General features: G+C 68.3%; 25 protein-coding genes. 16 read left to right on the top strand and 9 right to left on the bottom strand.

Annotated elements, in window-relative coordinates; all coding sequences use genetic code 11:
- Nucleotides 1-9 precede the first annotated feature (9 nt).
- Nucleotides 10-1,185 carry a 4-hydroxyphenylpyruvate dioxygenase gene (gene hppD / locus LCL87_RS07290; RefSeq protein ID WP_225018187.1) on the bottom strand — a complete coding sequence of 392 codons (1,176 nt, stop codon included), beginning with the start codon at nucleotides 1,183-1,185 and terminating at the stop codon, nucleotides 10-12.
- Between the two features lie 578 nt (nucleotides 1,186-1,763).
- Here hppD and LCL87_RS25805 point away from each other — a divergent pair.
- From LCL87_RS25805 to LCL87_RS07265, 7 genes are all read left to right on the top strand, one after another.
- Nucleotides 1,764-1,895 (top strand): hypothetical protein, encoded by a 132-nt coding sequence (locus LCL87_RS25805; RefSeq protein ID WP_510850709.1) that lies wholly within the window; start codon nucleotides 1,764-1,766, stop codon nucleotides 1,893-1,895.
- A 210-nt stretch (nucleotides 1,896-2,105) separates the two neighbouring features.
- Nucleotides 2,106-2,324, top strand: coding sequence for a hypothetical protein (locus LCL87_RS07285; RefSeq protein WP_225018186.1), 219 nt, complete (start codon nucleotides 2,106-2,108; stop codon nucleotides 2,322-2,324).
- A 16-nt stretch (nucleotides 2,325-2,340) separates the two neighbouring features.
- A complete protein-coding gene (locus LCL87_RS25800; protein WP_510850708.1) occupies nucleotides 2,341-2,466 on the top strand; it encodes a hypothetical protein in 126 nt (41 codons plus the stop codon).
- Between the two features lie 315 nt (nucleotides 2,467-2,781).
- Nucleotides 2,782-4,236, top strand: a complete 1,455-nt coding sequence (locus LCL87_RS07280; RefSeq protein WP_225018184.1) for a wax ester/triacylglycerol synthase domain-containing protein — start codon at nucleotides 2,782-2,784, stop codon at nucleotides 4,234-4,236.
- Nucleotides 4,237-4,333: 97 nt separating this feature from the next.
- A complete protein-coding gene (locus LCL87_RS07275) occupies nucleotides 4,334-5,185 on the top strand; it encodes a universal stress protein (RefSeq protein WP_225018181.1) in 852 nt (283 codons plus the stop codon).
- A 7-nt stretch (nucleotides 5,186-5,192) separates the two neighbouring features.
- Nucleotides 5,193-5,708 (top strand): Lrp/AsnC family transcriptional regulator, encoded by a 516-nt coding sequence (locus tag LCL87_RS07270; RefSeq protein ID WP_225018179.1) that lies wholly within the window; start codon nucleotides 5,193-5,195, stop codon nucleotides 5,706-5,708.
- 36 nt (nucleotides 5,709-5,744) lie between these two features.
- Nucleotides 5,745-6,557 carry a polysaccharide deacetylase family protein gene (locus tag LCL87_RS07265; RefSeq protein WP_225018177.1) on the top strand — a complete coding sequence of 271 codons (813 nt, stop codon included), beginning with the start codon at nucleotides 5,745-5,747 and terminating at the stop codon, nucleotides 6,555-6,557.
- On the opposite strand, the gene LCL87_RS07260 is transcribed toward LCL87_RS07265, so the two are convergent.
- A complete protein-coding gene (locus tag LCL87_RS07260; protein WP_225018176.1) occupies nucleotides 6,554-7,057 on the bottom strand; it encodes an SRPBCC family protein in 504 nt (167 codons plus the stop codon). The genes LCL87_RS07265 and LCL87_RS07260 overlap by 4 nt on opposite strands.
- Before the next feature lie 28 nt (nucleotides 7,058-7,085).
- The gene (locus LCL87_RS07255; protein WP_225018175.1) at nucleotides 7,086-7,691 is read right to left on the bottom strand and encodes a ribulose 1,5-bisphosphate carboxylase large subunit; all 606 of its coding nucleotides are present in this window, start codon (nucleotides 7,689-7,691) and stop codon (nucleotides 7,086-7,088) included.
- A gap of 57 nt (nucleotides 7,692-7,748) precedes the next feature.
- Between LCL87_RS07255 and LCL87_RS07250 the strand changes: the two genes are divergently transcribed.
- From LCL87_RS07250 to LCL87_RS07220, 7 genes are read left to right on the top strand one after another with little or no spacing between them, the layout of a single operon-like run.
- A complete protein-coding gene (locus LCL87_RS07250) occupies nucleotides 7,749-8,252 on the top strand; it encodes a methylated-DNA--[protein]-cysteine S-methyltransferase (RefSeq protein ID WP_225018174.1) in 504 nt (167 codons plus the stop codon).
- Between the two features lie 46 nt (nucleotides 8,253-8,298).
- Nucleotides 8,299-8,805, top strand: a complete 507-nt coding sequence (locus LCL87_RS07245) for a sigma-70 family RNA polymerase sigma factor (protein ID WP_225018173.1) — start codon at nucleotides 8,299-8,301, stop codon at nucleotides 8,803-8,805.
- Nucleotides 8,802-9,389 (top strand): methylated-DNA--[protein]-cysteine S-methyltransferase, encoded by a 588-nt coding sequence (locus LCL87_RS07240; RefSeq protein ID WP_225018172.1) that lies wholly within the window; start codon nucleotides 8,802-8,804, stop codon nucleotides 9,387-9,389. The genes LCL87_RS07245 and LCL87_RS07240 overlap by 4 nt, the downstream gene beginning before the upstream one ends.
- Nucleotides 9,386-10,099: a 2OG-Fe(II) oxygenase gene (locus tag LCL87_RS07235; RefSeq protein ID WP_225018171.1), complete on the top strand. Its 714-nt coding sequence runs from the start codon at nucleotides 9,386-9,388 to the stop codon at nucleotides 10,097-10,099. The genes LCL87_RS07240 and LCL87_RS07235 overlap by 4 nt, the downstream gene beginning before the upstream one ends.
- A 22-nt stretch (nucleotides 10,100-10,121) precedes the next feature.
- The gene (locus LCL87_RS07230) at nucleotides 10,122-10,385 is read left to right on the top strand and encodes an Ada metal-binding domain-containing protein (RefSeq protein ID WP_510850707.1); all 264 of its coding nucleotides are present in this window, start codon (nucleotides 10,122-10,124) and stop codon (nucleotides 10,383-10,385) included.
- Complete coding sequence (locus LCL87_RS07225) at nucleotides 10,386-11,048, top strand: alpha-ketoglutarate-dependent dioxygenase AlkB (protein ID WP_225018168.1); 663 nt, start codon at nucleotides 10,386-10,388, stop codon at nucleotides 11,046-11,048. It begins immediately after the preceding gene.
- A 47-nt stretch (nucleotides 11,049-11,095) separates the two neighbouring features.
- On the top strand, nucleotides 11,096-11,908 hold the full coding sequence (locus LCL87_RS07220; protein WP_237691872.1) for an AlkA N-terminal domain-containing protein: 813 nt from the start codon (nucleotides 11,096-11,098) through the stop codon (nucleotides 11,906-11,908).
- Nucleotides 11,909-11,921: 13 nt separating this feature from the next.
- On the opposite strand, the gene LCL87_RS07215 is transcribed toward LCL87_RS07220, so the two are convergent.
- The 3 genes from LCL87_RS07215 to LCL87_RS07205 all read right to left on the bottom strand — a co-directional run bounded on the left by LCL87_RS07215 (nucleotide 11,922) and on the right by LCL87_RS07205 (nucleotide 16,237).
- Nucleotides 11,922-13,322 (bottom strand): outer membrane protein assembly factor BamB family protein, encoded by a 1,401-nt coding sequence (locus LCL87_RS07215; protein WP_225018167.1) that lies wholly within the window; start codon nucleotides 13,320-13,322, stop codon nucleotides 11,922-11,924.
- Entirely contained in the window at nucleotides 13,319-14,695 is a 1,377-nt protein-coding gene (locus LCL87_RS07210; RefSeq protein WP_225018166.1) for a hypothetical protein, read from the bottom strand. The genes LCL87_RS07215 and LCL87_RS07210 overlap by 4 nt, the downstream gene beginning before the upstream one ends.
- A gap of 90 nt (nucleotides 14,696-14,785) precedes the next feature.
- A complete protein-coding gene (locus LCL87_RS07205; protein ID WP_225018165.1) occupies nucleotides 14,786-16,237 on the bottom strand; it encodes a catalase in 1,452 nt (483 codons plus the stop codon).
- Between the two features lie 213 nt (nucleotides 16,238-16,450).
- On the opposite strand from LCL87_RS07205, the gene LCL87_RS07200 reads away from it, so the two are divergent.
- Nucleotides 16,451-16,972, top strand: coding sequence for a MaoC/PaaZ C-terminal domain-containing protein (locus LCL87_RS07200; protein WP_225018164.1), 522 nt, complete (start codon nucleotides 16,451-16,453; stop codon nucleotides 16,970-16,972).
- Nucleotides 16,973-16,976: 4 nt separating this feature from the next.
- Here the strand turns inward: LCL87_RS07200 and LCL87_RS07195 are convergent, their stop codons facing one another.
- Both LCL87_RS07195 and LCL87_RS07190 read right to left on the bottom strand, forming a co-directional pair.
- Entirely contained in the window at nucleotides 16,977-19,205 is a 2,229-nt protein-coding gene (locus LCL87_RS07195) for an MMPL family transporter (protein WP_225018163.1), read from the bottom strand.
- 78 nt (nucleotides 19,206-19,283) lie between these two features.
- A complete protein-coding gene (locus tag LCL87_RS07190; protein ID WP_225018162.1) occupies nucleotides 19,284-19,808 on the bottom strand; it encodes an AAA family ATPase in 525 nt (174 codons plus the stop codon).
- Nucleotides 19,809-19,931: 123 nt separating this feature from the next.
- Between LCL87_RS07190 and LCL87_RS07185 the strand changes: the two genes are divergently transcribed.
- Nucleotides 19,932-20,423 carry a hypothetical protein gene (locus LCL87_RS07185; RefSeq protein WP_225018160.1) on the top strand — a complete coding sequence of 164 codons (492 nt, stop codon included), beginning with the start codon at nucleotides 19,932-19,934 and terminating at the stop codon, nucleotides 20,421-20,423.
- Here the strand turns inward: LCL87_RS07185 and LCL87_RS07180 are convergent.
- Nucleotides 20,410-21,153: an SDR family oxidoreductase gene (locus LCL87_RS07180; RefSeq protein WP_225018158.1), complete on the bottom strand. Its 744-nt coding sequence runs from the start codon at nucleotides 21,151-21,153 to the stop codon at nucleotides 20,410-20,412. The two genes, LCL87_RS07185 and LCL87_RS07180, sit on opposite strands and share 14 nt — an antisense overlap.
- Between the last annotated feature and the right edge of the window lie 83 nt (nucleotides 21,154-21,236).

Below are 21,236 nucleotides of genomic sequence, written 5' to 3'. Positions count from 1 at the left end.
GCGGCGCGGTCACAGGTTGCCGCGCCGCTCCTGCTCGCGTTCGATCGCGAGGAACAGGGCCTGGAAGTTGCCCTTGCCGAACCCGAGCGAGCCGTGCCGCTCGATGAGTTCGAAGAACACTGTGGGCCGGTCGCCGATGGGTTTGGTGAAGATCTGCAGCAGGTAGCCGTCCTCGTCGCGGTCGACGAGGATGCCGCGGCGCTCGAGTTCCTCGATCGGCACGCGCACCTCGCCGATCCGGGCCCGCAGCGCAGGGTCCTCGTAGTACGACGCCGGCGTCGCCAGGAATTCGACGCCCGCAGCCGCCAGCCGGTCCACGGCGTCGAGGATGTCCGACGTCGCGAGCGCCAGGTGCTGCGATCCGGGGCCGCGATAGAACTCGAGGAACTCGTCGATCTGCGACCGCTTGCGGCCTACGGCCGGCTCGTTGAGCGGAATCTTGATGCGGTGATTGCCGTTCGCGACCACCTTGCTCATCAGCGCCGAGTACTCGGTGGCGATGTCGTCGCCCACGAACTCCGCGAGATCGGTGAACCCCATGACGCGGTGGTAGAAGTCCACCCACTCGTTCATCCTGCCGAGTTCGACGTTGCCGACCACGTGGTCGAGCGCCTGGATCACCTGCGGCACAGCGCTCGCGGTGCCGGTGCGCACGACGTACCCGGGCAGGTACGGCCCCGAATAACGGGAGCGGTCGACGAGCGTGTGCCGGGTCTCGCCGTAGGCGGCGATGGTTGCGGTGCGGACGGTGCCGTGCTCGTCGGTGACGTCGTGCGGTTCGACCAGGATCCGCGCGCCCTGGCCGCGGGCGTGCGCGATGCAGCGGTCGACGTCGGTGACCTCGAGCGCGACGTCGTAGACGCCGTCACCGTGCCGGTGGTGGTGGTCGTGCAGGGGGCTCGACGGGTCGACGCCGCCGGTGAGCACGAATCTGACGGCACCGCTGCGCAATACGAAGGCGCGGTGATCGCGGTTGCCGGTCTCGGGGCCGGAGTACGCCTCGAGCTCCATCCCGAACACCGCCCGGTAGTAGGCCGCGGCCTGCGTCGCGTTGCCCACCACCCACACGATCGCGTCCCACCCGATCACCGGGAACGGATCGGCGGCCGGATCGTGTTCGACGAGCCCGAGCAGCTGTCGCAGCGCGGCGTCGTCGAGGTGGGTCAGTGACTGGTCGACGGTCATGAACGGACCTCCCGTGACGGGTACGGGTCGATCACACCGCACGACGCCGGCGCGGGCAATATCGGCTGGTTGCGCTGCTCAGATTGAGCGATCTGCCATGCGGGTGGGCGTTTCGGCTGGTCAATTTGTACAGAATCCGGCGGCCGGGTGTGTGCCGCCGACGGCCCCTCGATGTTTGTCGTCGATTTCGCGGATTTCCCGTCGAACCCGCGAAATTGCACTGCAGTACATTTATCGATGTTGAATTTGGACGGTTGTCCAAATTCGATCCCTGGGTGAGTCTCGCTCTGTTCACTGGGCAGACTTCACTTCCTGCGTGGTGCTGACCTGGGGATTTGGCCTGAATATTGGACCGCGGGAATGTTTCGGGCAAAAGCCTCCCGAGTGGGGCGCATATGGGTTAGTTTCCTTTCGATCACGGCTGCAAGAGGTTCGGGAGGGGCGATCGGGCCCCGGGCGTGTGAGCTTCCTGAGTGCCTGTGTGCTGCTCGATTTCGCAACCGCGTGGAAGGTGGGAGCGGCACCGTGCAGATGTTCGAAGAGTGGTTTCAACACCGACCGAGAGGATGGGAATTCGAATGAGTGTGTCGTTTCTGAATGCGACGGCAACGTTGCTGAACGGTCTTCTGACCGATGTGTGGAGCGGGTCTTGGATGCCGGGCGTTGAGGGCTTCACCGGGTCCCTGGCCGGCCTGCTGGAAATGAGCTGACGGCAGGCCTGTCCTGCCGCGCCAAATCTTTGAGAAAAGGAGTAGATGAATGACGCTTGGATCGCTGGCTCCGGTGCTCACGAATGAACTCGTACAGATGATCATCGGAAATATGATCTTCTACCCGCTGCAGTTGTCGACCGACTTCAGCTGGGTCCTCCCCGCCTGATGCGAGTTAATCGATCAATTCTTGAAGGAGTGTGATTCGTAGTGGATACCGGAAGTCTTGTCGACCTCGTCACGAGTGTCGATGTGGGTTCTCTGGCCGCCCCCTTCGGTAATGGGCTCAACGGCATCGTCAATGCGATCTTCGACATTGTCGGCGACGCGATCGCGCTGTGGCCTGCGGGCTCATCAGGCGTCGCTGGAAGCCTGGAGGCCGGCCTCAGCTCGGTCGGCACCACTCTCGGCTCGACCGTCGGACAGTAACGAAGGAGGGGAAAACATGTTCGATTTGTCTCTCACCTACAGCACCGACCTGGTCGGTTTCGGGTCTATCGATCTGGTGGGCACGCTAGCCCAGTACCTGAATGCTCTGTCTCTCAACCCGAACCCGCCGCTCCCGATCTAGAGAAAGGTCTTCGACATGGTGCAGCAGTATCTCAACTCGATGATCACGGTGATTGCCAACATCTTCGGGCTGGTCGGCCTGGGAAGCAAGGTCCTCGAGAATCCACCGCAGAAATAGCCGGTGTCCGATCGATGCGAGCGCGCCGCCATTCGCGGCTGCCGGCTGCAACGGGGCGCGTTCGTGCTCACACTGCGAAACCGAGGCCCTCGCGCCCGACAGCGGGTTCGAGGGCTTCGGTTTCGTCTTTGTTGACGACATTGCGTTTCCGAGCGTTGGTGTGATCGGAAATCGTGGGTCGACCCGATAGGAGTCTTGATGCCTTCGTCCGAGCGACCGGCCGTGGGGTTCGAACAGTTCAGTCCACGCGACGCCGACTTCGTCTACAACGAGTCGGACGGGCATCTCGGCCACCTTCTCGCTGTGTATCTATTCGACACAGATCGGCTGCCAGCCGAGCTGTCGCAGAGCGCCGCAGTCGAATGGGTGGCCGCGCGACTCGGTCACAACCGCATGTTCACGCACCGGATCCGCCGCGTTCCACTCGGCCTTATGCACCCTTACTGGGAACCGGTCGCGAATCTCGATCTGGATCAGCATGTGCGAGTCCGCGCGATCACGGAACCGGGCTGGGCGCCCGTGCAGCAGCATCTCGACACACTGCTGACCTCGCGCATGGACCTCATGCGTCCACCGTGGGAGCTGCACTTCCTCACCGGAATAACCGGAATGGACGGCCAGTCCGGTCGGCGGACCGCCGTCGTGCTCAAGGCCCACCACAGCGCGGGTGATGGGCTCGCGGTCCTGCAGTTGGCTGAGAAGATCTTCTCGGACAAGGTGGCTCCCGCTAAACCTGCGCCGGCTACGCGACTTCTGCGGGCGCGCATGTTCGCCAAGTCGGTGCTGGGATTTCCTCGGGCGCTCCGGCGGTTCGCCGAGGATGTTCCGGGCAACCGAGCAGCCGTCCGTGAGGTGAGCGAGGCCGCGAAGTCCGGGCAGTGGGTGGCGGCGGTCGAACAGCCCGGCACGCGCTTCAACAGCAAGGTGAGCGGGTTCGGCTCACTGGCGCCGGTCACTCTGCCCGCGAGTGGGATTCGTCGTCTCCGGGCAGCTGTTCCGGGCGCTACCGCAAACGATGTTCTGCTCGCCGTGATCGGCGGCGCCCTGGCGCGTTACCTCGCCGAGAAGGGCGAGCCTCATCAGGGTTCGCTCGTCGCGATGGTGCCGCGATCCATGCGCAAGATCGAGGAGTGGGAATCGGCGAACCAGTTGGCGATCATGAGTGTCGACATGCACACCGGCATTACGGATCCCCTCGAACGAGTTGCCCTCATCGCTCTGTCATCGAAGTCGGAGAAGACCCGAACCTCCCACATCTCGGTGCGACGACAGCTGGCGGCGATGGAGACCGCGCCCCCGCCGTTGCTGCGGTTGATGGCATACTCGCGCAAGAAGAGCATCCCCGATCCGACTCGTCCGCGGAGCCAGCACACGATGGTGAGCAACATGCCCTTCTCGATCGAGGGCTTCACACTCAACGGTGCACCGGCGTCGGCGGTGATCGGTGCCCAACCTCCCGTCGACGGAGACAATCTGCGTCACTTCGTCGTGACGACCGCGGACGGCAGCCTGATGCTCACCGTGATCGCCGACAAGGCGACCATGCCGGATCTGGACCACTACCTGGAGCTCATCCGCGCGAGCCTCGCGGAACTCGAGGAGGCAGCGGGCGCCCGGACCAATCAGGATCCATCGGACGAAATCGCCTCCTGACCGTATCCACGATCACCGCCTCAAGCTCACGCCACCGGCCGGGTTTCGCCGTTAGTCTGATACCGAACGTGCACACTCGAGCCGATCGGAGTGGACGATGTCACCAGCGAACGAGACCCGGCCGGTGATCGTGGGCGTCGACGGATCCGACGCCGCGATCCACGCCGTCAAGTGGGCGGCCGTCGAGGCCCACGCCCGCAAGGTGCCGCTGAAACTGGTGCACGTCATCGACACCGAGAACGACTTCCCGTTCGTCGCCGACGACCTCGAGGAAGAGGAAGCGTCAGGGCGGGAGGCTCTCAAGGCCGCTCGGGAGGTGGCCACCGTCGAGGATTACACCGTCGACGTCGAGGTGGAACTGCTTCGTGGCCGGGTGAATCGGGCATTCGTCGACCTGTCCGAGAAGGCGAGCCTGCTGGTGGTCGGTTCGGTGGGGGCGGGCTTCTTCGAACGGATGGTGCTCGGATCGACGGCCCTGTCGCTCGCGCATCACGCAAAGTGCACGGTCGCGGTGGTGCGCGGCGCCGACGGCAGCCCCGTCCCACCCACCTCGGGTCCCGTCGTCGCCGGCGTCGACCATTCCGACAGCGCCGACATCGTCGTCGGCACCGCGATGCAGGAGGCGTCGATCCGGCACGCCGAGATGACGGCCGTCCACGCGCGCCGCCGCCGCGGCACCAAGGAGGCCGACGAGGAGGCCCGCGGCCGGATCGAACGGTTGATCGCGACGCTGGGCGCCAAGTTCCCGTCGGTGCAGGTCGAGACCGTGATCGCGGAGGCCGGCCCCACCAAGCACCTCGTCGCGCTCAGCGCCACCGCCCGTTCGATGGTCGTCGGCAGCCGGGGTCGGGGTGGCTTCGAGAGCGCGCTCCTCGGCTCCACCAGCCAATCGCTGCTGTACCACGCGCAGTGCCCGGTGATCGTCGCCCGCTCCCGCGTCACCCCGTGACATCGCCATGGATCGGGGCGGGCACCGACTCGATGCGCTCGACGTCGACCTGATCACCCGCCTGCGCGACGATCCACGGATCGGGTTCCTCGAGCTGTCCCGCCGGGCCGGGGTCGCCCGCGCGACCGTCCAGGCCCGGCTGCGTCGGCTAGAGGAAGCGGGCATCATCGTCGGCTACGGGCCCGAAATCGATTTGCACACAGCCGGATACCCGGTGCAGGCGTTCGTGACGCTCGAGATCGCACAGGGCTCGCTCGGACAGTTGACGAAGGAGCTCGAGGAGTTCCCAGAGGTGGTCCAGGCGTGGGCCACCACCGGTGTCGGCGACGTGCTGTGCCGGGTCGCGGCCGCGTCGCACGACGAACTCCAGTCCCTGTTGATCGCCCTGCATCACTCGTCGACTGTGGCCCGGTCGGTGTCGGTGGTGGTGCTGTCGGAGATCGTGCCGTTCCGGACGTTGCCGTTGCTCACGAAATCCGTTCGCGCGCAAAGTCACGACAACATCACCGGTCGGCGTGACTGACGGGACGCCGGTAGCCGCGTCCTTACGCTTCGCCCCGTGGACAGACGACGATTCCTCGCCGTACTGGCGGCCGGCGCGGCATCGCTGACGACCGGATGTACCATCGCGCACGGCGAGGAGATCGCGGTGCCGTCGCCGGCCACGCCCGCACCGCCCCCAAGCCCGCCGGCGCCGCCGCTGCTGCCGGGCCCACCCCCGTTGGCTGCGCGGGTCGCGGTGCCGCCGGGCGCCCTCAGCGCGATCCCCGGTCCGGGCAGCAGCATCGCCCTCACCGTCGACGACGGCACCAGCGCCGACGTGGTGGGCGCCTACATCCAGTTCGCGAAGGACACCGGCGCCCGGTTCACGTTCTTCGTCACCGCCGTCTACGACTCGTGGACCGTCCACAAGAACGCGCTGCGCCCACTCGTCGAGAGCGGCCAGATCCAACTCGGCAGCCACACGTGGGACCACCCGGACCTGACCAAGCTGTCGGGCGGGGAGGCGGCGTCACAGTTCCAGCGCACCAAGACGTTCCTGCACAACGCCTTCGGCGTCGACGGCACCCCGTACTACCGGCCGCCGTTCGGCTACCGCAACGCCACCGTCGACCGGATCGCCGCCGACCACGGCTACACCGTGCCGACGCTGTGGCACGGTTCGCTGTCGGATTCGGGGCTGATCACCGAGCAGTACCTGCTCGAGTGCGCGCGCAAGTACTTCGTCGCGCAGTCGATCGTCATCGGCCACGCCAACCATCTGCCGGTCACCCGGGTCTACGGCCAACTCGTCGACATCATCCGGGAGCGGAACCTGTCGATGGTCACGCTCGACGACGTGTTCCTCCGCCCGCAGGCCGCCACCACCTAGCCGGGATCGGCGGCCAGGTCCCGGTAGTAGCCGGACTGGGAGGGAAAGTAGTCCGCGAAGTCCGGCAGCGGCGTGCCCTTGCGTGCCGCGACGAGCATGTCCAGGTAGTACTCCCAGCCGGGCCCGATCTCGCTGACGGCCTCGGCCGGGACACCGACGTGGGTGAGCGTCAGTTCGGTGGTGCCGTCGGCCTCACACAGGTCGACGGCCAGACGCCACGCCCCGGCGTCGTCGCTGGTGGACAGTTCCAGGTGCCGCGGCGGCTCGCACGCGTCGATACGCATCTCGCTGGGCGGACCCTCCTCCTCGAACGCCATCTGCACGCGGATCGTGTTGCCGGCGCCGGGCTTTCCCTCCCACGGGCCGAACCACGCTGCGGTGCGGTCGGATTCGGTGATGCTCGCCCAGACGTCGGCGATCGGGGCGTCGAACGTGCGGGTGAGGCGCAGGTCGACGCCGTCGGGCGTGCGGACGAGCGTGCCGTGCGGTTGCGGTTCCATCAGTTCTGCCTTTCATCGTCGGGCGCGCCTACTCGCCCTCGCCCAGCTTGTCCTCGCCGCGGCGCCGGAAGAACTTGAATCCGGGCACCCCGATGATCGCCTGCCGCACGTCCTTGACCACCTCGAGCAGTTCGTGGATCTCCGGCGAGACGGTGTCGAGGGTCGCGAGGATCGGCATCAGCGCGGTCATCCGGTCGGTCAGTTCGGGCAGCTGGTCGAACAGCTTGACCGCGGCGTGCACCTCCTCCTCGCTGATCTCGTCGACGAATCGGGACGCCAGCGGGGCGGCCGTGAGCGCCAGCGGCTGGTAGATGCCGATCAGTTCGTCGGCGATCGCCGACGAGCGGGCCGCCGACGCCACCACCACCTCGGTCTCGGCCGCGACCACGGCGGTGCGGTCGACCAGCGTGGCGCACGCGGCGATGACAGCGTCGGCCGCGGCCACCGCGCGGGCGGCGCCGTCGACCACGCCCGACACCTGTCGCACCAGCCCCTCGGCCTCGTCGAGCAGCGCGGACACCCGGGTGGGCAGGCCGATGACGAACACGGCGGTGTCCACCGACCACTGCAGGGACGACTGCGCCGCCTTCTGGGCCGTCGAGACGAGTTGGAGCGGGTTGGGGAGAAGCGGCATCCTGCAATCCTGCCCGAATTTCGCGGACTGTCGGTGGTTGCTGGGAGGATCGGAACCGTGGATGCCGAACACACCGTCGTCGATTCGCCGGTTGGGCCGCTGACGCTGGTCCGCAACCCCGAGGGCCTGTGCGGGCTGTACATGCACCTGCAGCGGCACCTGCCCGACAGCGAACGGTTCGGCCGGCGCACCGACACCGGCTTCGACGACGTCACCGCGCAGCTGGCCGAATACTTCGCCGGCGAACGTACCGAGTTCACGGTGCCGCTGGCGCCGCGCGGCACCGAGTTCCAGCAGCGGGTGTGGGCGGCGCTGCGGACCATCCCGTACGGCGAGACCTGGACGTACCTGCAGCTCGCGGAGCATCTCGGCAACGTCGCCGCGATCCGGGCCGTCGCCGCTGCCAACGGCCGGAACCCCATCGGCATCATCGTCCCGTGCCACCGCGTGGTGGGTAGCGACGGCTCGCTCACCGGCTACGCCGGCGGGCTCGAGCGCAAACAGTTCCTGCTGGATCTGGAGAGCCCGGCGTCCGTGGGAATCCAGGATGGACTGTTCTGACGCGGATCGAACCTCACGTTCCGGCGACCCGGAGCGTCTACCCGGTGTGGGACTGAAACCGTTCGAGAAGATCGTCACCGAGCACGGGCCGGTGGTGCTGCGGGTGTGCCGCGCGCTGCTCGGTCCCGTCGACGCCGACGACGCCTGGTCCGAGACGTTCCTGGCGGCGCTGCGGGCCTACCCCGACCTCGCGCCCGGCGCGAACGTCGAGGCGTGGCTGGTGACCATCGCGCACCGCAAGGCCGTCGACGTGCACCGGGTGCGGCAGCGCACGCCGGTCCCCACCGACGACCTGCCCGACCGGGCGTCGGCGCGGGATCTGCCCGGCGCGTGGAACCACGAACTGTGGGACGCGCTGGCCGACCTGCCGTTCACGCAGCGGGCCGCCGTCGTCTACCACCACCTGGCCGGACTCCCGTACGCGGAGGTCTCGGCGATCCTCGGCAACAGCACCGACGCGGCCCGCCGCGCCGCCGCCGACGGCATCGCCCGGCTCCGCCGCACCTACCCGGCCGACACCGCACCATTCGCACAGGAAGGAGCAATCCGATGAGCGCCATCCCGACCCCGAGCGTGGATCCCGCGGATCTGAGCCGCCTGCACGCCCGCCTCGCCGCCGCCGCCGACCGCGACGGCCTGCTCGACCTCGCCTACCGGTCCGTCGACACCCCCGTCGGGCGGCTGCTGCTCGCCGCCACCGACGTCGGCCTGGTCCGCGTCGCCTATCCACGTGAGGACCACGACGCCGTGCTGGCGGTGCTGGCCCAGCAGGTCAGCCCGCGGATCCTCGAGTCCCCGGGACGGCTCGACGCCGCCGCCCGTCAGCTCGACGAGTACTTCGCGCACCGGCGCACCCACTTCGACGTCCCGCTGGATCTGCGGCTGTCGAGTGGCTTCCGGCGCACCGTCCTCACCCGGCTGCCCGACATCGCGTACGGCAGCACCGCCAGCTACGCACAGGTGGCCGAGGCTGCCGGCAGCCCCCGCGCCGTCCGCGCGGTCGGCTCGGCGTGCGCCACCAACCCGCTACCGCTGTTCGTGCCGTGCCACCGGGTGGTGCGCAGCGACGGCAGCATGGGCCAGTACGCGGGCGGCGCCGACACCAAGCGCGCGCTGCTCACACTGGAGGCGGCGTGAGCGCGCTCGCCGACCGGGTCGACGCTCTCGACTGGGCGCCGCTGCTCGACGAGCTCGATCGGTTCGGCGGCGCCCAGAGCGCCAGTCCGCTCCTCGAACCCGACGAATGCCGGGAGCTCGCCGAGCTTTTCGACGACGACGCGCTGTTCCGCTCGACGGTCGACATGGCCCGGCATCGCTACGGCGCCGGCCGCTATCGGTACTTCGACTACCCGCTGCCGCCGTCGATCGCCGAGCTGCGGGCCCGGTTCTACGTGAAACTTCTCCCCGTCGCGCGGGAGTGGGCGTGGCGGCTGGGCCGTCCGGCGCCCTGGCCCGACACCCTCGACGAGTGGCTCTCCCTGTGCCACACGGCGGGGCAGCGTCGACCCACCCCGCTGATCCTGCGGTACGGGCCGGACGACTGGAACGCGCTGCACCGGGACCTATACGGCGAGTTGGTGTTTCCGCTGCAGGTGGTGATCGGACTCGACGAGCCCGGCGTGGACCACGAGGGTGGTGAGTTCCTGCTGGTCGAGCAGCGGGCCCGCGCGCAGTCCCGCGGCACCGCCACCGTGCTGCGGCAGGGGCACGCGTTCGTGTTCACCACCAACGACCGTCCGGTGCAGTCGCTGCGCGGCTGGTCCGCGGCCCCGATGCGGCACGGGGTCAGCACGGTGCGCAGCGGTGTCCGGCGCACGCTCGGTCTGGTCCTCCACGATGCCGAATGAGAATTGTACGAAGGTGAGGGTTTTGTACAAATTGATCGGCGCGGACGGGAAGCCCTACGAGAGCGCCACCCCCGGCGCGCTCGGCGGGCACCGCAAGGACCGCATCTACGGCACCCTCGACTGCCCCGGCGCCGCCCGCGCCATCGCCCGCGGTGGCTACGTGACGCAGCGGGTGTTCTTCGCCGACGAGGACACCGCGATCGCCGCCGGCTACCGGCCGTGCGCGCGGTGCCTGCGCGAGAAGTACGACGAGTGGAAGCGGTTGCAGCGGAAGGAGGCCGAGTAGATGTCGGCCCTGCTGCCCCGACCGCGACGGGTCGTCGCCGACGGCGCCGTGCTGGTCCCGGACTGGCTCGACCTCGGCGAACAGCGCCGGATGGTGGGGGCGTGCCGCGACTGGGCGCGTGGGCCGGTGCCGATGCGGGCCGCCCGGCTGCCCACCGGGCACGCGATGTCGGTGCAGACCGTGTGCCTGGGCTGGCACTGGCAGCCGTACCGCTACAGCCGCACCGCCGACGACGCCGGTGGCGGTCGGGTGCTGCCGGTACCGAAGTGGTTGGCGCAGTTAGGGAAACGGGCCGTCTCCGATGCCTACGACTCGGCTGCGGGTGCCGCCTACGAGCCGGACGCCGCGTTGATCAACTTCTACGACGACACCGCCCGCATGGGCATGCACCGCGATCAGGAGGAGCGGGCGGACGCCCCGGTGGTGTCGCTGAGCATCGGCGACACGTGCACCTTCCGCTTCGGCAACCCCGACACCCGGAACAAGCCGTACGCGGACGTGGAACTGCAGTCGGGGGATCTGTTCGTCTTCGGTGGGCCGTCCCGCTTCGCTTACCACGGTGTGCCCAAGGTCTTTCCGGGCACCGCCGATCCCGACTGCGGGCTGACGAACGGTCGGCTCAACATCACGCTCCGGGTCACCGGGTTGGAGGACGAACGTTGACCGACGCGATCACCCTGCCGTTCCGCCCGCCGTTCACCACGGCCCCGATGCTCGGTGCCCTGGCGGCGCACGCGGTGGACGGCCTCGAACGCCACGATGCCGACACCGGGACGCACACCCGGGTGGTCCCCGCGCCGCGCGGGCCGGCGGTAGTGGGCGTCCGGTTCGACGGTTCCGACCACGTCGCGGCGGAGATTCGAGCAGCGCACCCCGACGACGTCCCGCACGTCGAAGCGCTGGTCCGCCGCTGGCTCGACCTCGACGCCGATCCCGACGTCGTCGACGAGGCACTCTCGCGGCACGCCCTGCTCGCACCGCACGTCGCGGCCCGGCCCGGGCTGCGCGTCCTCGGCTCCGTCGACGGCTTCGAGACGTCGGTGCTGACCGTGCTGGGGCAGCAGGTGTCGCTCTCGGCGGCAAGGACATTCGGCTCGCGCATCGTGTTTGCGTTCGGCACCCCGACCGAGCTCGACGGGTTCGTCAGCTTCCCCGAACCCGAGGCGCTGGCCGCACTGGATCCGTCGATCATCCAGAAGGCCGTCGGGCTCACCGGTGCCCGTGCCCGTACCGTGCAGGCCCTCGCCGCGGCCGCGGCGGACGGACTGCATCTTGCGCCCGACGCCGACCCCGACGAGTTCCGGTCCCGCCTGCTGGCGCTGCCCGGCATCGGGCCGTGGACCGTCGACTACCTGTCGGTGCGGGTGCTCGGCGACCGCGACGCCTATCCGTCCGGCGATCTGGTGCTGCGCCGCGCGCTGGGCGTGAAGACGCCACGCGAGGCCGCCGCGGCATCGGAACCGTGGCGGCCGTGGCGGGCCTACGCCCTGTTCCACCTGTGGACGAGCCAGGCGTTCCTGTGAGCGGTCCCGGCCATTACCGCGGCAGCGGGCGCAACCCGATCATCGTCCGGGCCGAGGCGTACACGTAGCGATCCGGTTGCGTGGTGGCCAGCATGCCGTTCGAAGCGAGGGCATCTCGGTCGTCGTCGATCTTCAGGAACGGGGTGTCCCAGAGCGATTCGCCGGTCCTCGTGTCGACGGCGCGGATTCCCTCGCCGTCGAGGGTCAGCAGCGACGGTCCGTCCAGTGCCGCGACGGTTCCGAACCGCTCGTCGTCGTGGCTCCAGAGCCGTTCCCCGGTGCGCAGATCCAGCGCCGCCGTGCTCGTCGCGCCCGTGCCGCGCAGGATCGCGACGTCCCCCGCCACCGCGACCGCGGTGCCACGGGTGGTGCTCGCGTTGTACTCGTCGGGTTCGCGTGCGGCGACCAGGTCGGGGCTGGTCCACCGCCGCTCGCCGGTCCGCCGATCGTATGCGCCGTCGCCGAACAACAGTGGAACGTCCGCGTCGGCGGGTCGATCGAACGAGAGTCGCTGGGCCACTGCACCGTCGACGGAGACGAGGGTGTGTCCGTCGCTGCCGATGGCGTCGGAACCGGTGATCCGATAGCCGTCGCACTCGGTGCGGAACCGGACCACCACACCGCCGTCGCTGGGAGCGATTCGCGAACAGCCCTCCAGGCGCGTGGTCCACGTCGGCCGGCCGCTGTCGAGATCGAACCCGGCGACGTCCGGACCGAGAGTGAGCAGTCCCTGACCGTGCGAGACGTCCAGCGCGTCCGTCAGATCGTCGTCCCAGCCGGTGCCCATCGCGAACGGCTGCGACCACTGCGCGTCCGGATCGGTGAGGGTGCCGGCGTGGAGGCGGACGTCGTCGTTCTCGACGTTGCCCTCCGCGACATACAGGCGGTCGTCATGGGCGGCGACCGCGAAAACTATCCAATCCGTGGGTGTTCGGGTGACCTCGCCGGTGCGGAGATCGAATCCGACGAGGGCCGGGTCCTCGGCGAGCGGCGCGGTGAAGCACACGAGGCGACCGTCCACGGGGGTCGACGCGCAGCCCCCGAGGTCGTCGGCCGGGCTCTGCCAGCGCACCTCGCCGTCGGCGGCGTCGATGCCGAACATCACCGGGTCCGTCAGGCTCATACCACCGTGCGAGATGCCCACGATGCTGACGATCGTGTCGTCGGCAGCGACGAAACCAGGATTGCCCCAGTCGTATTCGCTTCCCCCACGCGGATCCCGGAACTCCGCGAACGCCTGCCCGTACGCTGCGGCGGCGTCCACCGACCAGCCCAACCCCGGTGCGGCATCGTTGGTTCCGGTGATCTTGCGGGTGCCGTCGCCGCCCGCGTGCGCGACGGTCACGACGGCGCCGGTGACGGTCACGACGGCCACCGCCCCCGCCAGGAGCAGGTTGCGGATCTCCCGGTTCACCACGGCACCTCGATTCCGGGGGTGAGCGCGATCGCGTCGAGCTGATCGAACGACAGCGGCGCGGCGGGCGAGTCCGCCCCGGAGGACACCCGAACGAGGGTGCCGGACGGGCGGGTGACGGTGACGGCCCGCCGCGTCGTGGACTTCGCCTCCGCGCCGGGACGCATGCCCGTCGACGCGAAATTGTGCTCGCTCTGTTGGACGACGGTCCTGTCGGGAAGCTGCCGCACCGTGGTGCGGTCACGTGCGCCGCTCGGTTCGGGTGCTGCCGAGGTCGACGGCAACTCCTGCCCGCCGGCTATCGCGATGTCGAGCGTCGACTCCTGTCCCGGTGTCGTGACTCGAACCGACTGGCACACGGCGCCGTCGTCCAACCGGGCGGGCCACAGCGTTCCGAGCGGACGGTCGAGCGCGATGCCGTCGAGGGGCAGCGCGGCGAGCACCGCGTCGAACCGCTCGGTGGTGGCGCGGTCGATCGCGGCGCCCGAACCCTGCTCCACCGGGGACGAGCAGGACTCCGGAGGCGTGACTGTGCCGGGCGGGACCGGCGCCGTGACGTGCAGACCGGGTGCGGTGACGATCGAGACCAGCTCGTCGACGGTCAGCGGCACGGTTCCGCTGTTCGTCTCGTCGTCGCCGTACTCGGCATCGGAGGAGTAGGCCGAGACGCGGGTGCCGTCGGGCACGTACGCGCGGGCACTGCGCGACAGGGTACGCACCCCGTTGGTCTCGGACCAGGTATCGAGGACGTCGACGACGGTGCCGTCTGCGAGTGTCTTGCGGGCATCGAGGTAGCCGGCGACGCACGCCGGGAGCGGATCGCTGCTCTGCTTGACCGAGACCGACAGCGATCCGCTCTTCCCGTTGCGTGACACCGTCGCGCCGGCGTTGGTGTCGCCGCCGAAATCGGGCCCGCCGTCCTCGGGGAGCTCGCCGCTCATGATCGGTTGAAAGATCAGCGACTGGTCGGGCGACGCGAACGCCACCTCGACGCCGGTCGGCAGTGCCTCCCGCAGTGCCTGCGACATCGCGCCGGCCTTGGCACCGGAGAACCACGGGTAGTCGGGGTTGTCGTAGCCGTACTCGTCGAGGGACGAGTACGCGATCCACTCGCTCTCGCCCGGACGCTCGACGACATCGCACCCGGGGATCTGCGTCGGATACGTCACCGGCGGCGTGACGTACGTGTACTCGGGCCGCTCGGGTTCGGTGGTCGATGGAGTGGTGGTCGGCAGCGCGGTCGTCAGTTCGGGCTCGGGGCTGTGCAGAAACCCCGCGACGACGACGCCGACGGCCACCACCGATACCAACGACAGCCCGAAGGTCCACGCCGCCACCGTGCGGGACGTCCCCGCCTCGTTGTCGTCGACCAATGTCGTCCCTCCCCGTAACAGACAGCTCCCCTGGGAAGCTGTCTATCACGGATCCAGGATCAATCAGACATTCGGGCCTTTTCCGTCGCCCTACCCCTGCCCCGCGCGGACCCCCTTCTCGATCCGGCCGCCCAGGCTCTTGTCGACGTTGCGCCAGTACTCGAACGCTCGCACCAGCACGGGCTCGGTGACGCCGTCCAGCAAATGCCCGACGATATTGGATACCAGCCGGTCTCGTGCAGCGTCGTCGAGGACGTCGCGCACCATCGTGCCGGCCTGGCCCCAGTCGTCGTCGTCCTTGCGGAGCGTGTACGCCTGGTGCACCATCTCGCCGTCGGAGTACCAGCTCGGAGACTCGCCGGCCACCGCGATGTCGGCGTGCGGACCGCCCTTCGAGTTCGGCACGTACACCGGATCGCCCGGGTTGTGGTGTCTCAGCTGGCCGTCCTTGGTGTACGAACGCAACGGCGCGGCGTGCGGCGAATTGACCGGCAGCTCCTTGTAATTGGAGCCGATGCGGTACCGGTGCGCGTCCGGGTACGAGAACCACCGGCCCAGCAGCATCTTGTCCGGGCTCGGTCCGGTGCCGGGCACCGAACTACTCGGCTCGAACGCGGCCTGCTCGATCTCGCAGTGGTAGTCGGCCGGGTTGCGGTCGAGTTTCATGGTGCCGACGTCGATCAGTGGATAGTCGGCGTGCGGCCACACCTTGGTGAGATCGAACGGATTGAACCGGTAGGTCTTCGCCTCCTCGTACGGCATGATCTGCATCTTCAGCGTCCAGGTGGGGTAGTTGCCGCCCTCGATCGACTCCCACAGATCGCGCACGTGGAAGTCGGTGTCGGTCGCTGCTTTCTGGTCACCCTCCTCCTGGGTGAGGAACTCGATGCCCTGGTCGGTCTTGAAGTGGTACTTCACCCAGAACCGTTCGCCCTTCGCGTTCACCCACATGTAGGTGTGGCTCGAATAGCCGTTCATGTGCCGCCACGAGCGTGGAATGCCGCGATCGCCCATCAGCCACGTCACCTGATGCGCGGACTCGGGGGAGAGGGTCCAGAAATCCCACTGCATGTCGTGATCGCGCAGATTGTTGTCGGCCCGGCGTTTCTGCGACCGGATGAAGTCCTGGAACTTCATGGGATCGCGCATGAAGAACACCGGGGTGTTGTTGCCGACCATGTCGAAATTGCCCTGCTCGGTGTAGAACTTCAGGGCGAATCCGCGCGGATCCCGCCACGTGTCCGGGCTGCCCCGCTCGCCCGCGACGGTCGAGAACCGGGCGAGCATCTCGACCTTCTTGCCGGGCTGGAACAGGTCGGCCTTGGTGTAGGCGCTCACGTCGTTCGTGACCTCGAAGGTGCCGAACGCACCGCCGCCCTTGGCATGTGGCTGTCGTTCCGGCACCCGCTCGCGGTTGAACTGGGCCATCTTCTCGATCAGGTAGTAGTCCTGGAGCAGGATCGGCCCGTCCGGTCCGACGGTCAGTGAATGTTCGTCGCTGGGTACCGGGATACCGGAGTCGTCGGTGGTGTAGTTCGCCATCTCAATCCTTCCCTACGAGTCACGTTGCCGTGCGGTAGAGACGATGCCCCGAAAGTGTTTGGGCTGCAGGACATCATCGGTGGAGAGCGCGTACCGGAGCGCGGCGCGTGCGGAGGGCGCCATCCATCACCTACCAGCCGACCACTTCCACACCGATCCGTCAACCGATGTGCGAGCCTGGAAGCGTCGATCCGCGCCCGAGAGGAGCCAGTCGTGGACGAGCCGCTGCCCGCGCACCGGGAGATCGCACCGGGTCGGTACCGCGAGACGTCGGGCCTGTACTACGAGGACTTCGTCCCCGGCGACGTCTTCGAGCACCGGCCCGGCCGGACGATCACCGATACGGACAACATCTGGATGTCGTTGTTGACCATGAACACCCAGCCGGTCCACTTCGACACGGCCTACGCCGCGCGCACCGAGTGGGGCAAGCTGCTGGTCGACTCCACGCTCACCGTCGCGATCCTCACCGGGATGAGCGTGCGGACGGTCAGCGCCAAGGTGGTCGCGAACCTCGGCTGGGACCGGGTGCGCGTCACCGCACCCGTGTTCGCCGGCGACACGCTGTACGCCGAGTCGCGGGTGCTGCACAAGCGGGAATCGGCGAGCCGGCCCACGCAGGGCATCGTCACCGTCGAGACCACCGGACGCAATCAGCGCGGCGAGGTGGTGATGACGTTCGAGCGAACGATGTTGATCTACAAGCGCGACGGCGCCCCCGACGCCGACTACTGACCGTTCAGTCCTTCGCCCGCGCCAGCTTCGACGGCCACCAGATCTTCCGGCCGATGTCGTGCGAGAGCGCCGGCACCAGCACACTGCGCACCACGATCGTGTCCAGCAGGACGCCGAACGCGACCGCGAAACCCACCTCGGCGAGGAACACCAGCGGCAGCACCCCGAGCACGGCGAACGTGCCCGCCAGCACGACACCCGCCGACGTGATCACCCCGCCGGTCACCGCGAGCCCGCGCAGCACCCCGGACTTCGTGCCGTGCGTGACCGTCTCCTCCCGGACCCGGGTCATGAGGAAGATGTTGTAGTCGATCCCGAGTGCAACCAGGAACACGAACGCGAACAACGGGAACGACTGGTCTGCACCGGCGAAGTGGAAGACGTGCGTGAAGAAGAATCCGCACACCCCGAGCGTCGCGGCGAAGCTCAACACGACGGTCCCGATGAGGATCAGCGGCACCAGCAGTGCGCGCAGCAGGACCGCGAGCACGATGAAGATCACGACCAGGACGATCGGGATGATCAGGTTCCGATCGTGCACCGACGCGGTCTGCACGTCCAGCGTCGCGGCCGAACTGCCGCCGACGAGCGCGTCCGCGCCGGGCACCGCGTGCAGCGTGTCGCGTAGGCGTTCCACTGTCTGCAGGGCTTCCGGCGAATCGTACGAATCGGCAAGCGCCACATTGACGATGGTCCGCCCGTCGATCGGCGCGACGTTCAGCAGCGACGGCGGGCAGCCGGGCGGCAACTGCTGCGCCGCGTTGCCGCCGGAGTTCTGCAGCAGCGCCTTCACCTTCTCGACGTCCACCTGCACGCACACCGACCCCGGCCCCTGCCGCACACCCTCGACGCCGCTCGCGGCGGCGATCACCGCGTCGACGGCAGACGCATTCGTGGCGACGACGGCGGGCGCGCCCGCGCCTTGGTCGAAGTTGGCGTCGTAGAGCGCCTGTCCGCGGACGGCGTCGGGCTCGTTGGTGAAGTTCTCGGTGGCGGTGAGGCCGGACGTCTGCAGGCTGCCGATGCCGATCGCGAACAGCACGGCCAGCAGCACCGTGGCGCCGATCCATGCGGGCCGGTCCCGGCGCCCCACGACGTCGGCAATCCGCCCCCACAGCCCGTGTGTCGCAAGGTCTGTCGCACCGTCGGTTCGCGGTTTACGCGGCCAGAACACCCACCGGCCCACCGCGGACAGAGCGACGGGCAGGAACGTCATCATCACCAGGTACGTGCACGCGATGCCGATCGCGGCCACCGGGCCGAGGCTCTTGTTCGAGTTGAGCTGCGAGAAGCTCAGGCACAGCAGACCGAGGATCACGGTGATCGCCGACGCGGTGATTGCCGGCGCGGATTCCTTCCAGGCCTTGATCATCGCGTCGAAGCGGTTGTCGTGGAAGTGCAGTTCCTCTCGGTACCGCGCGATCAGCAGCAGCGCGTAGTCGGTGCCGGCGCCGATCACCAGCACGAACAGGATCCCCTGGCTCTGCCCTGTGAGGGTGAGGATCTCGTGGTCGGCGAGCAGGTAGATCACCATCGACGACAGCCCCAGCGCCAGCAGTGCCGAGAACAGCGGGAAGAACCACAGGATCGGTGACCGGTACACCACCAGCAGAATCAGGATCACCACCAGCAGCGCGACGCCCAGCAACGTGCTGTCGAGGCCCTCGAACGCGTCGATGAACGCCACCAGTAGACCGCCGGGACCGGCGGGCAGCACCTCGAGATCCGACGGCACCGCGTTCTGCGCGGCGTCGATGACGTCCTGTTCCGCGGCCGCGAGATCGTTGCCCTGGACGGTGGTTCCGTCCTGTTTCGCGATCAGCGGCACGAACACCGACGCGGTGGTGCCGTCCGTCGAGATCTGGGTGGGCGTCACGCCGTCGGCGTCCACGCCCTCCACCGACGCCATCGAGATCCGGGCCTGGTCGATCGCGGCCTTGTCGGCGTCCGTCAGGCCGCTGTCGCGGTGGAAGACGACGGCACCCGGAATGGTCTCCACCGTCAGGAATTTCGCGCTCTCGTTCGCGACGATCGTCGACTCGGCCGAGCCGGGCAGATAGGACGCGTTGTCGTTCTTCTGCACCTCGGCGAGCTTGCCCTGGAACGAACCACCCAGTCCGCCCAGGAAGAACGCGACGATCGCGATCGCGACGACCGTGAACACCGGCCAGCCGCGGCGCACGCGGGACACCGAGCCGGGCGGGGTGCCACCGGCGGACTCCACTCGTGTCATGGTGCTCCTCGTACGAATTCGTAGCCGGACAACCAATGCAGACCAGTACAACACGCAGCGGTGGCTCGGGTCAGTCGATCAGAGGGCGGTGACGACCGATTCGATTCGCGTGGTGAGTGGCCCGGTCAGTTCGACGACCCGAAGGTGCCCGCACACGTCCAGCGGATCGGCATGGACGAGATCCATCAGTGCGGAATCGACGGCACGCTGGAGCTCGGGCATTTCGACCGCCGGCAACTGCCGCCCGGTCTCCGCGGTGACGGGCACGACGATGAGTAGGTCGAGCAGGGACATCGCCGCCCGCAACTCGTCCGCGTCGGCCTCGGATTCCGCGTCGACGCCGCACACGGTCAGATACGCCAGGAAGTCCAGCGGCGTCCGGTCGAAGACCGCCCCCGGCGCAGCGGTGCGCAGCATCACCAGCGAGCGGCGGAGCTGCAGGCGGTAGTCGTCTACCGAGGGTGGGTATTCGAACTCGTGGCCCTCTTCCTCGAACAGCACATACGGTTCGTCGACCGGGGTGTGATCCGGCAGTCGGTTGCACAGCTCTTCGACCAGCGTGGTCTTGCCGGTCCCGTGTGCTCCGGACACTCCGATGCGCATTCGCCTACGTCCTGTGGGTATCACTTCCGCACGATATGTCGCCGGAATACGTCGCCGGAATCGGAATCGACCGGATGGCGGCGCCTGCGGGTGATCATGGTGTCCGGCTGTGAGAATCGGACAATGACTCTCCGGGAGCGGCGCGCGGAATGGTTCGACCTTTCCGAGGGGTGGTCGGCCGCCTTCTGGGTCACCGTCGCGTCGGCCGCCTGCGGCGTGCTGCTTGCCGCAGGATGGTGGGCTTGGATCCTGCTCACCGTGGCGGGAGCCCTCGTGACGTACGGATGGTGGCGCGCGCGATGCCGCGGTGAGCGCCGGCTCTGGTCCGCGACCTGCTGCGCACTTCTCGCAGCCGGAGCGCTGTCGGCTGCGGGGCTGGAGGCGTTCCAGACCCAGACCGTGCGCGTCGACAGCGTCGGCCAACGCGAAATCGTGTGCGGATCCGTCGTGCATCCGGTGTCCGACGACGGTTCGACAGTGACTGACGAGTGGGCGTGTGCCGACCGGTTGGGTCGTGCAGCGAAAGCTGCGTCGGGCGCTGCCCTGGTGGGTGTACTGCTCTCGGTCCGTGCCGTGGGCCACGTGGTCCCGCGCCGCCCGGTCAGCGCAGTTTGATGCTGCCGCCGTCGACCATGATCGTCTGCCCGGTGATGTAGGACGCGTCGTCGCTCGCGAGGAACACCGCGACCCGTCCGATGTCGGCCTCGGGATCGCCGAAGCGGTGCAGCGGGGTTCGCGACAGCAGCGCCTCCTCGATGCCCGGATTGGCCGCGATGTACGCCTCGACGCCCTCCGTCAGGGCGAGGGGTGAGATGAGGTTGACGTTGATGTTGTCGGCGGCCCATTCGTTCGCGGCCACCCGGCTGATCCCGCGGATCGCCTCCTTCGCCGCCGCGTAGGACGTCTGCGTCGGCTGGCCGTCGATCCCGGCGCCGGACGCGAAGTTGATCACGGATCCCTGCGTGGCCTTCAACTGCTCGTAGCAGGCCTTCATCAGCCAGAACGTCGGGTAGAACCCGGTGCCGAACGACAGATCCATCATCTCCTGCGTTGTCTCCAGGAACGGCGCCTGGCGGGAGACGTGCGCGTTGTTGATCAGCACGCTGACGGAGCCGAAGGCATCGACGGCCGCGGCGCAGATCTGCGCCGCACTGGGCTCCTTCGAGATGTCGGCGTGCAGGTAGCGGACCGCATCGCCGAGTTCGGATTCGAGCGCCGCGCCCGCGTCGTCGTTGATGTCGACGGCGAGCACCTTCGCGCCCTCCTTCGTGAGCGCACGCGACATCCCGCGGCCGATTCCACCGGCCCCACCGGTGATGATCGCGACCTTTCCGTCAAGCCTCATGATTCACTCCGATACGTCTGTGATCGTGGACGATTCGTCGAGCTGGCCCCGCGGACTCGACGATACGGATTCTCGTGGAATCG

Source organism: Prescottella equi, assembly GCF_020171745.1.
GTDB lineage: Bacteria > Actinomycetota > Actinomycetes > Mycobacteriales > Mycobacteriaceae > Prescottella > Prescottella equi_A.
The sequence above is the reverse complement of the archived record's forward strand: the minus strand, read 5'-3'. Positions and strand labels throughout refer to the sequence as shown.

What these genes read in the sequence shown, in the direction of transcription:
- hppD (WP_225018187.1), bottom strand. Translation starts at nt 1,185, where the DNA reads ATGACCGTCGACCAGTCACTGACCCACCTCGACGACGCCGCGCTGCGA.
- LCL87_RS25805 (WP_510850709.1), top strand. Translation starts at nt 1,764, where the DNA reads ATGAGTGTGTCGTTTCTGAATGCGACGGCAACGTTGCTGAACGGTCTT.
- LCL87_RS25800 (WP_510850708.1), top strand. Translation starts at nt 2,341, where the DNA reads ATGTTCGATTTGTCTCTCACCTACAGCACCGACCTGGTCGGTTTCGGG.
- LCL87_RS07280 (WP_225018184.1), top strand. Translation starts at nt 2,782, where the DNA reads ATGCCTTCGTCCGAGCGACCGGCCGTGGGGTTCGAACAGTTCAGTCCA.
- LCL87_RS07275 (WP_225018181.1), top strand. Translation starts at nt 4,334, where the DNA reads ATGTCACCAGCGAACGAGACCCGGCCGGTGATCGTGGGCGTCGACGGA.
- LCL87_RS07270 (WP_225018179.1), top strand. Translation starts at nt 5,193, where the DNA reads ATGGATCGGGGCGGGCACCGACTCGATGCGCTCGACGTCGACCTGATC.
- LCL87_RS07260 (WP_225018176.1), bottom strand. Translation starts at nt 7,057, where the DNA reads ATGGAACCGCAACCGCACGGCACGCTCGTCCGCACGCCCGACGGCGTC.
- LCL87_RS07255 (WP_225018175.1), bottom strand. Translation starts at nt 7,691, where the DNA reads ATGCCGCTTCTCCCCAACCCGCTCCAACTCGTCTCGACGGCCCAGAAG.
- LCL87_RS07240 (WP_225018172.1), top strand. Translation starts at nt 8,802, where the DNA reads ATGAGCGCCATCCCGACCCCGAGCGTGGATCCCGCGGATCTGAGCCGC.
- LCL87_RS07225 (WP_225018168.1), top strand. Translation starts at nt 10,386, where the DNA reads ATGTCGGCCCTGCTGCCCCGACCGCGACGGGTCGTCGCCGACGGCGCC.
- LCL87_RS07220 (WP_237691872.1), top strand. Translation starts at nt 11,096, where the DNA reads ATGCTCGGTGCCCTGGCGGCGCACGCGGTGGACGGCCTCGAACGCCAC.
- LCL87_RS07205 (WP_225018165.1), bottom strand. Translation starts at nt 16,237, where the DNA reads ATGGCGAACTACACCACCGACGACTCCGGTATCCCGGTACCCAGCGAC.
- LCL87_RS07195 (WP_225018163.1), bottom strand. Translation starts at nt 19,205, where the DNA reads ATGACACGAGTGGAGTCCGCCGGTGGCACCCCGCCCGGCTCGGTGTCC.
- LCL87_RS07190 (WP_225018162.1), bottom strand. Translation starts at nt 19,808, where the DNA reads ATGCGCATCGGAGTGTCCGGAGCACACGGGACCGGCAAGACCACGCTG.
- LCL87_RS07185 (WP_225018160.1), top strand. Translation starts at nt 19,932, where the DNA reads ATGACTCTCCGGGAGCGGCGCGCGGAATGGTTCGACCTTTCCGAGGGG.
- LCL87_RS07180 (WP_225018158.1), bottom strand. Translation starts at nt 21,153, where the DNA reads ATGAGGCTTGACGGAAAGGTCGCGATCATCACCGGTGGGGCCGGTGGA.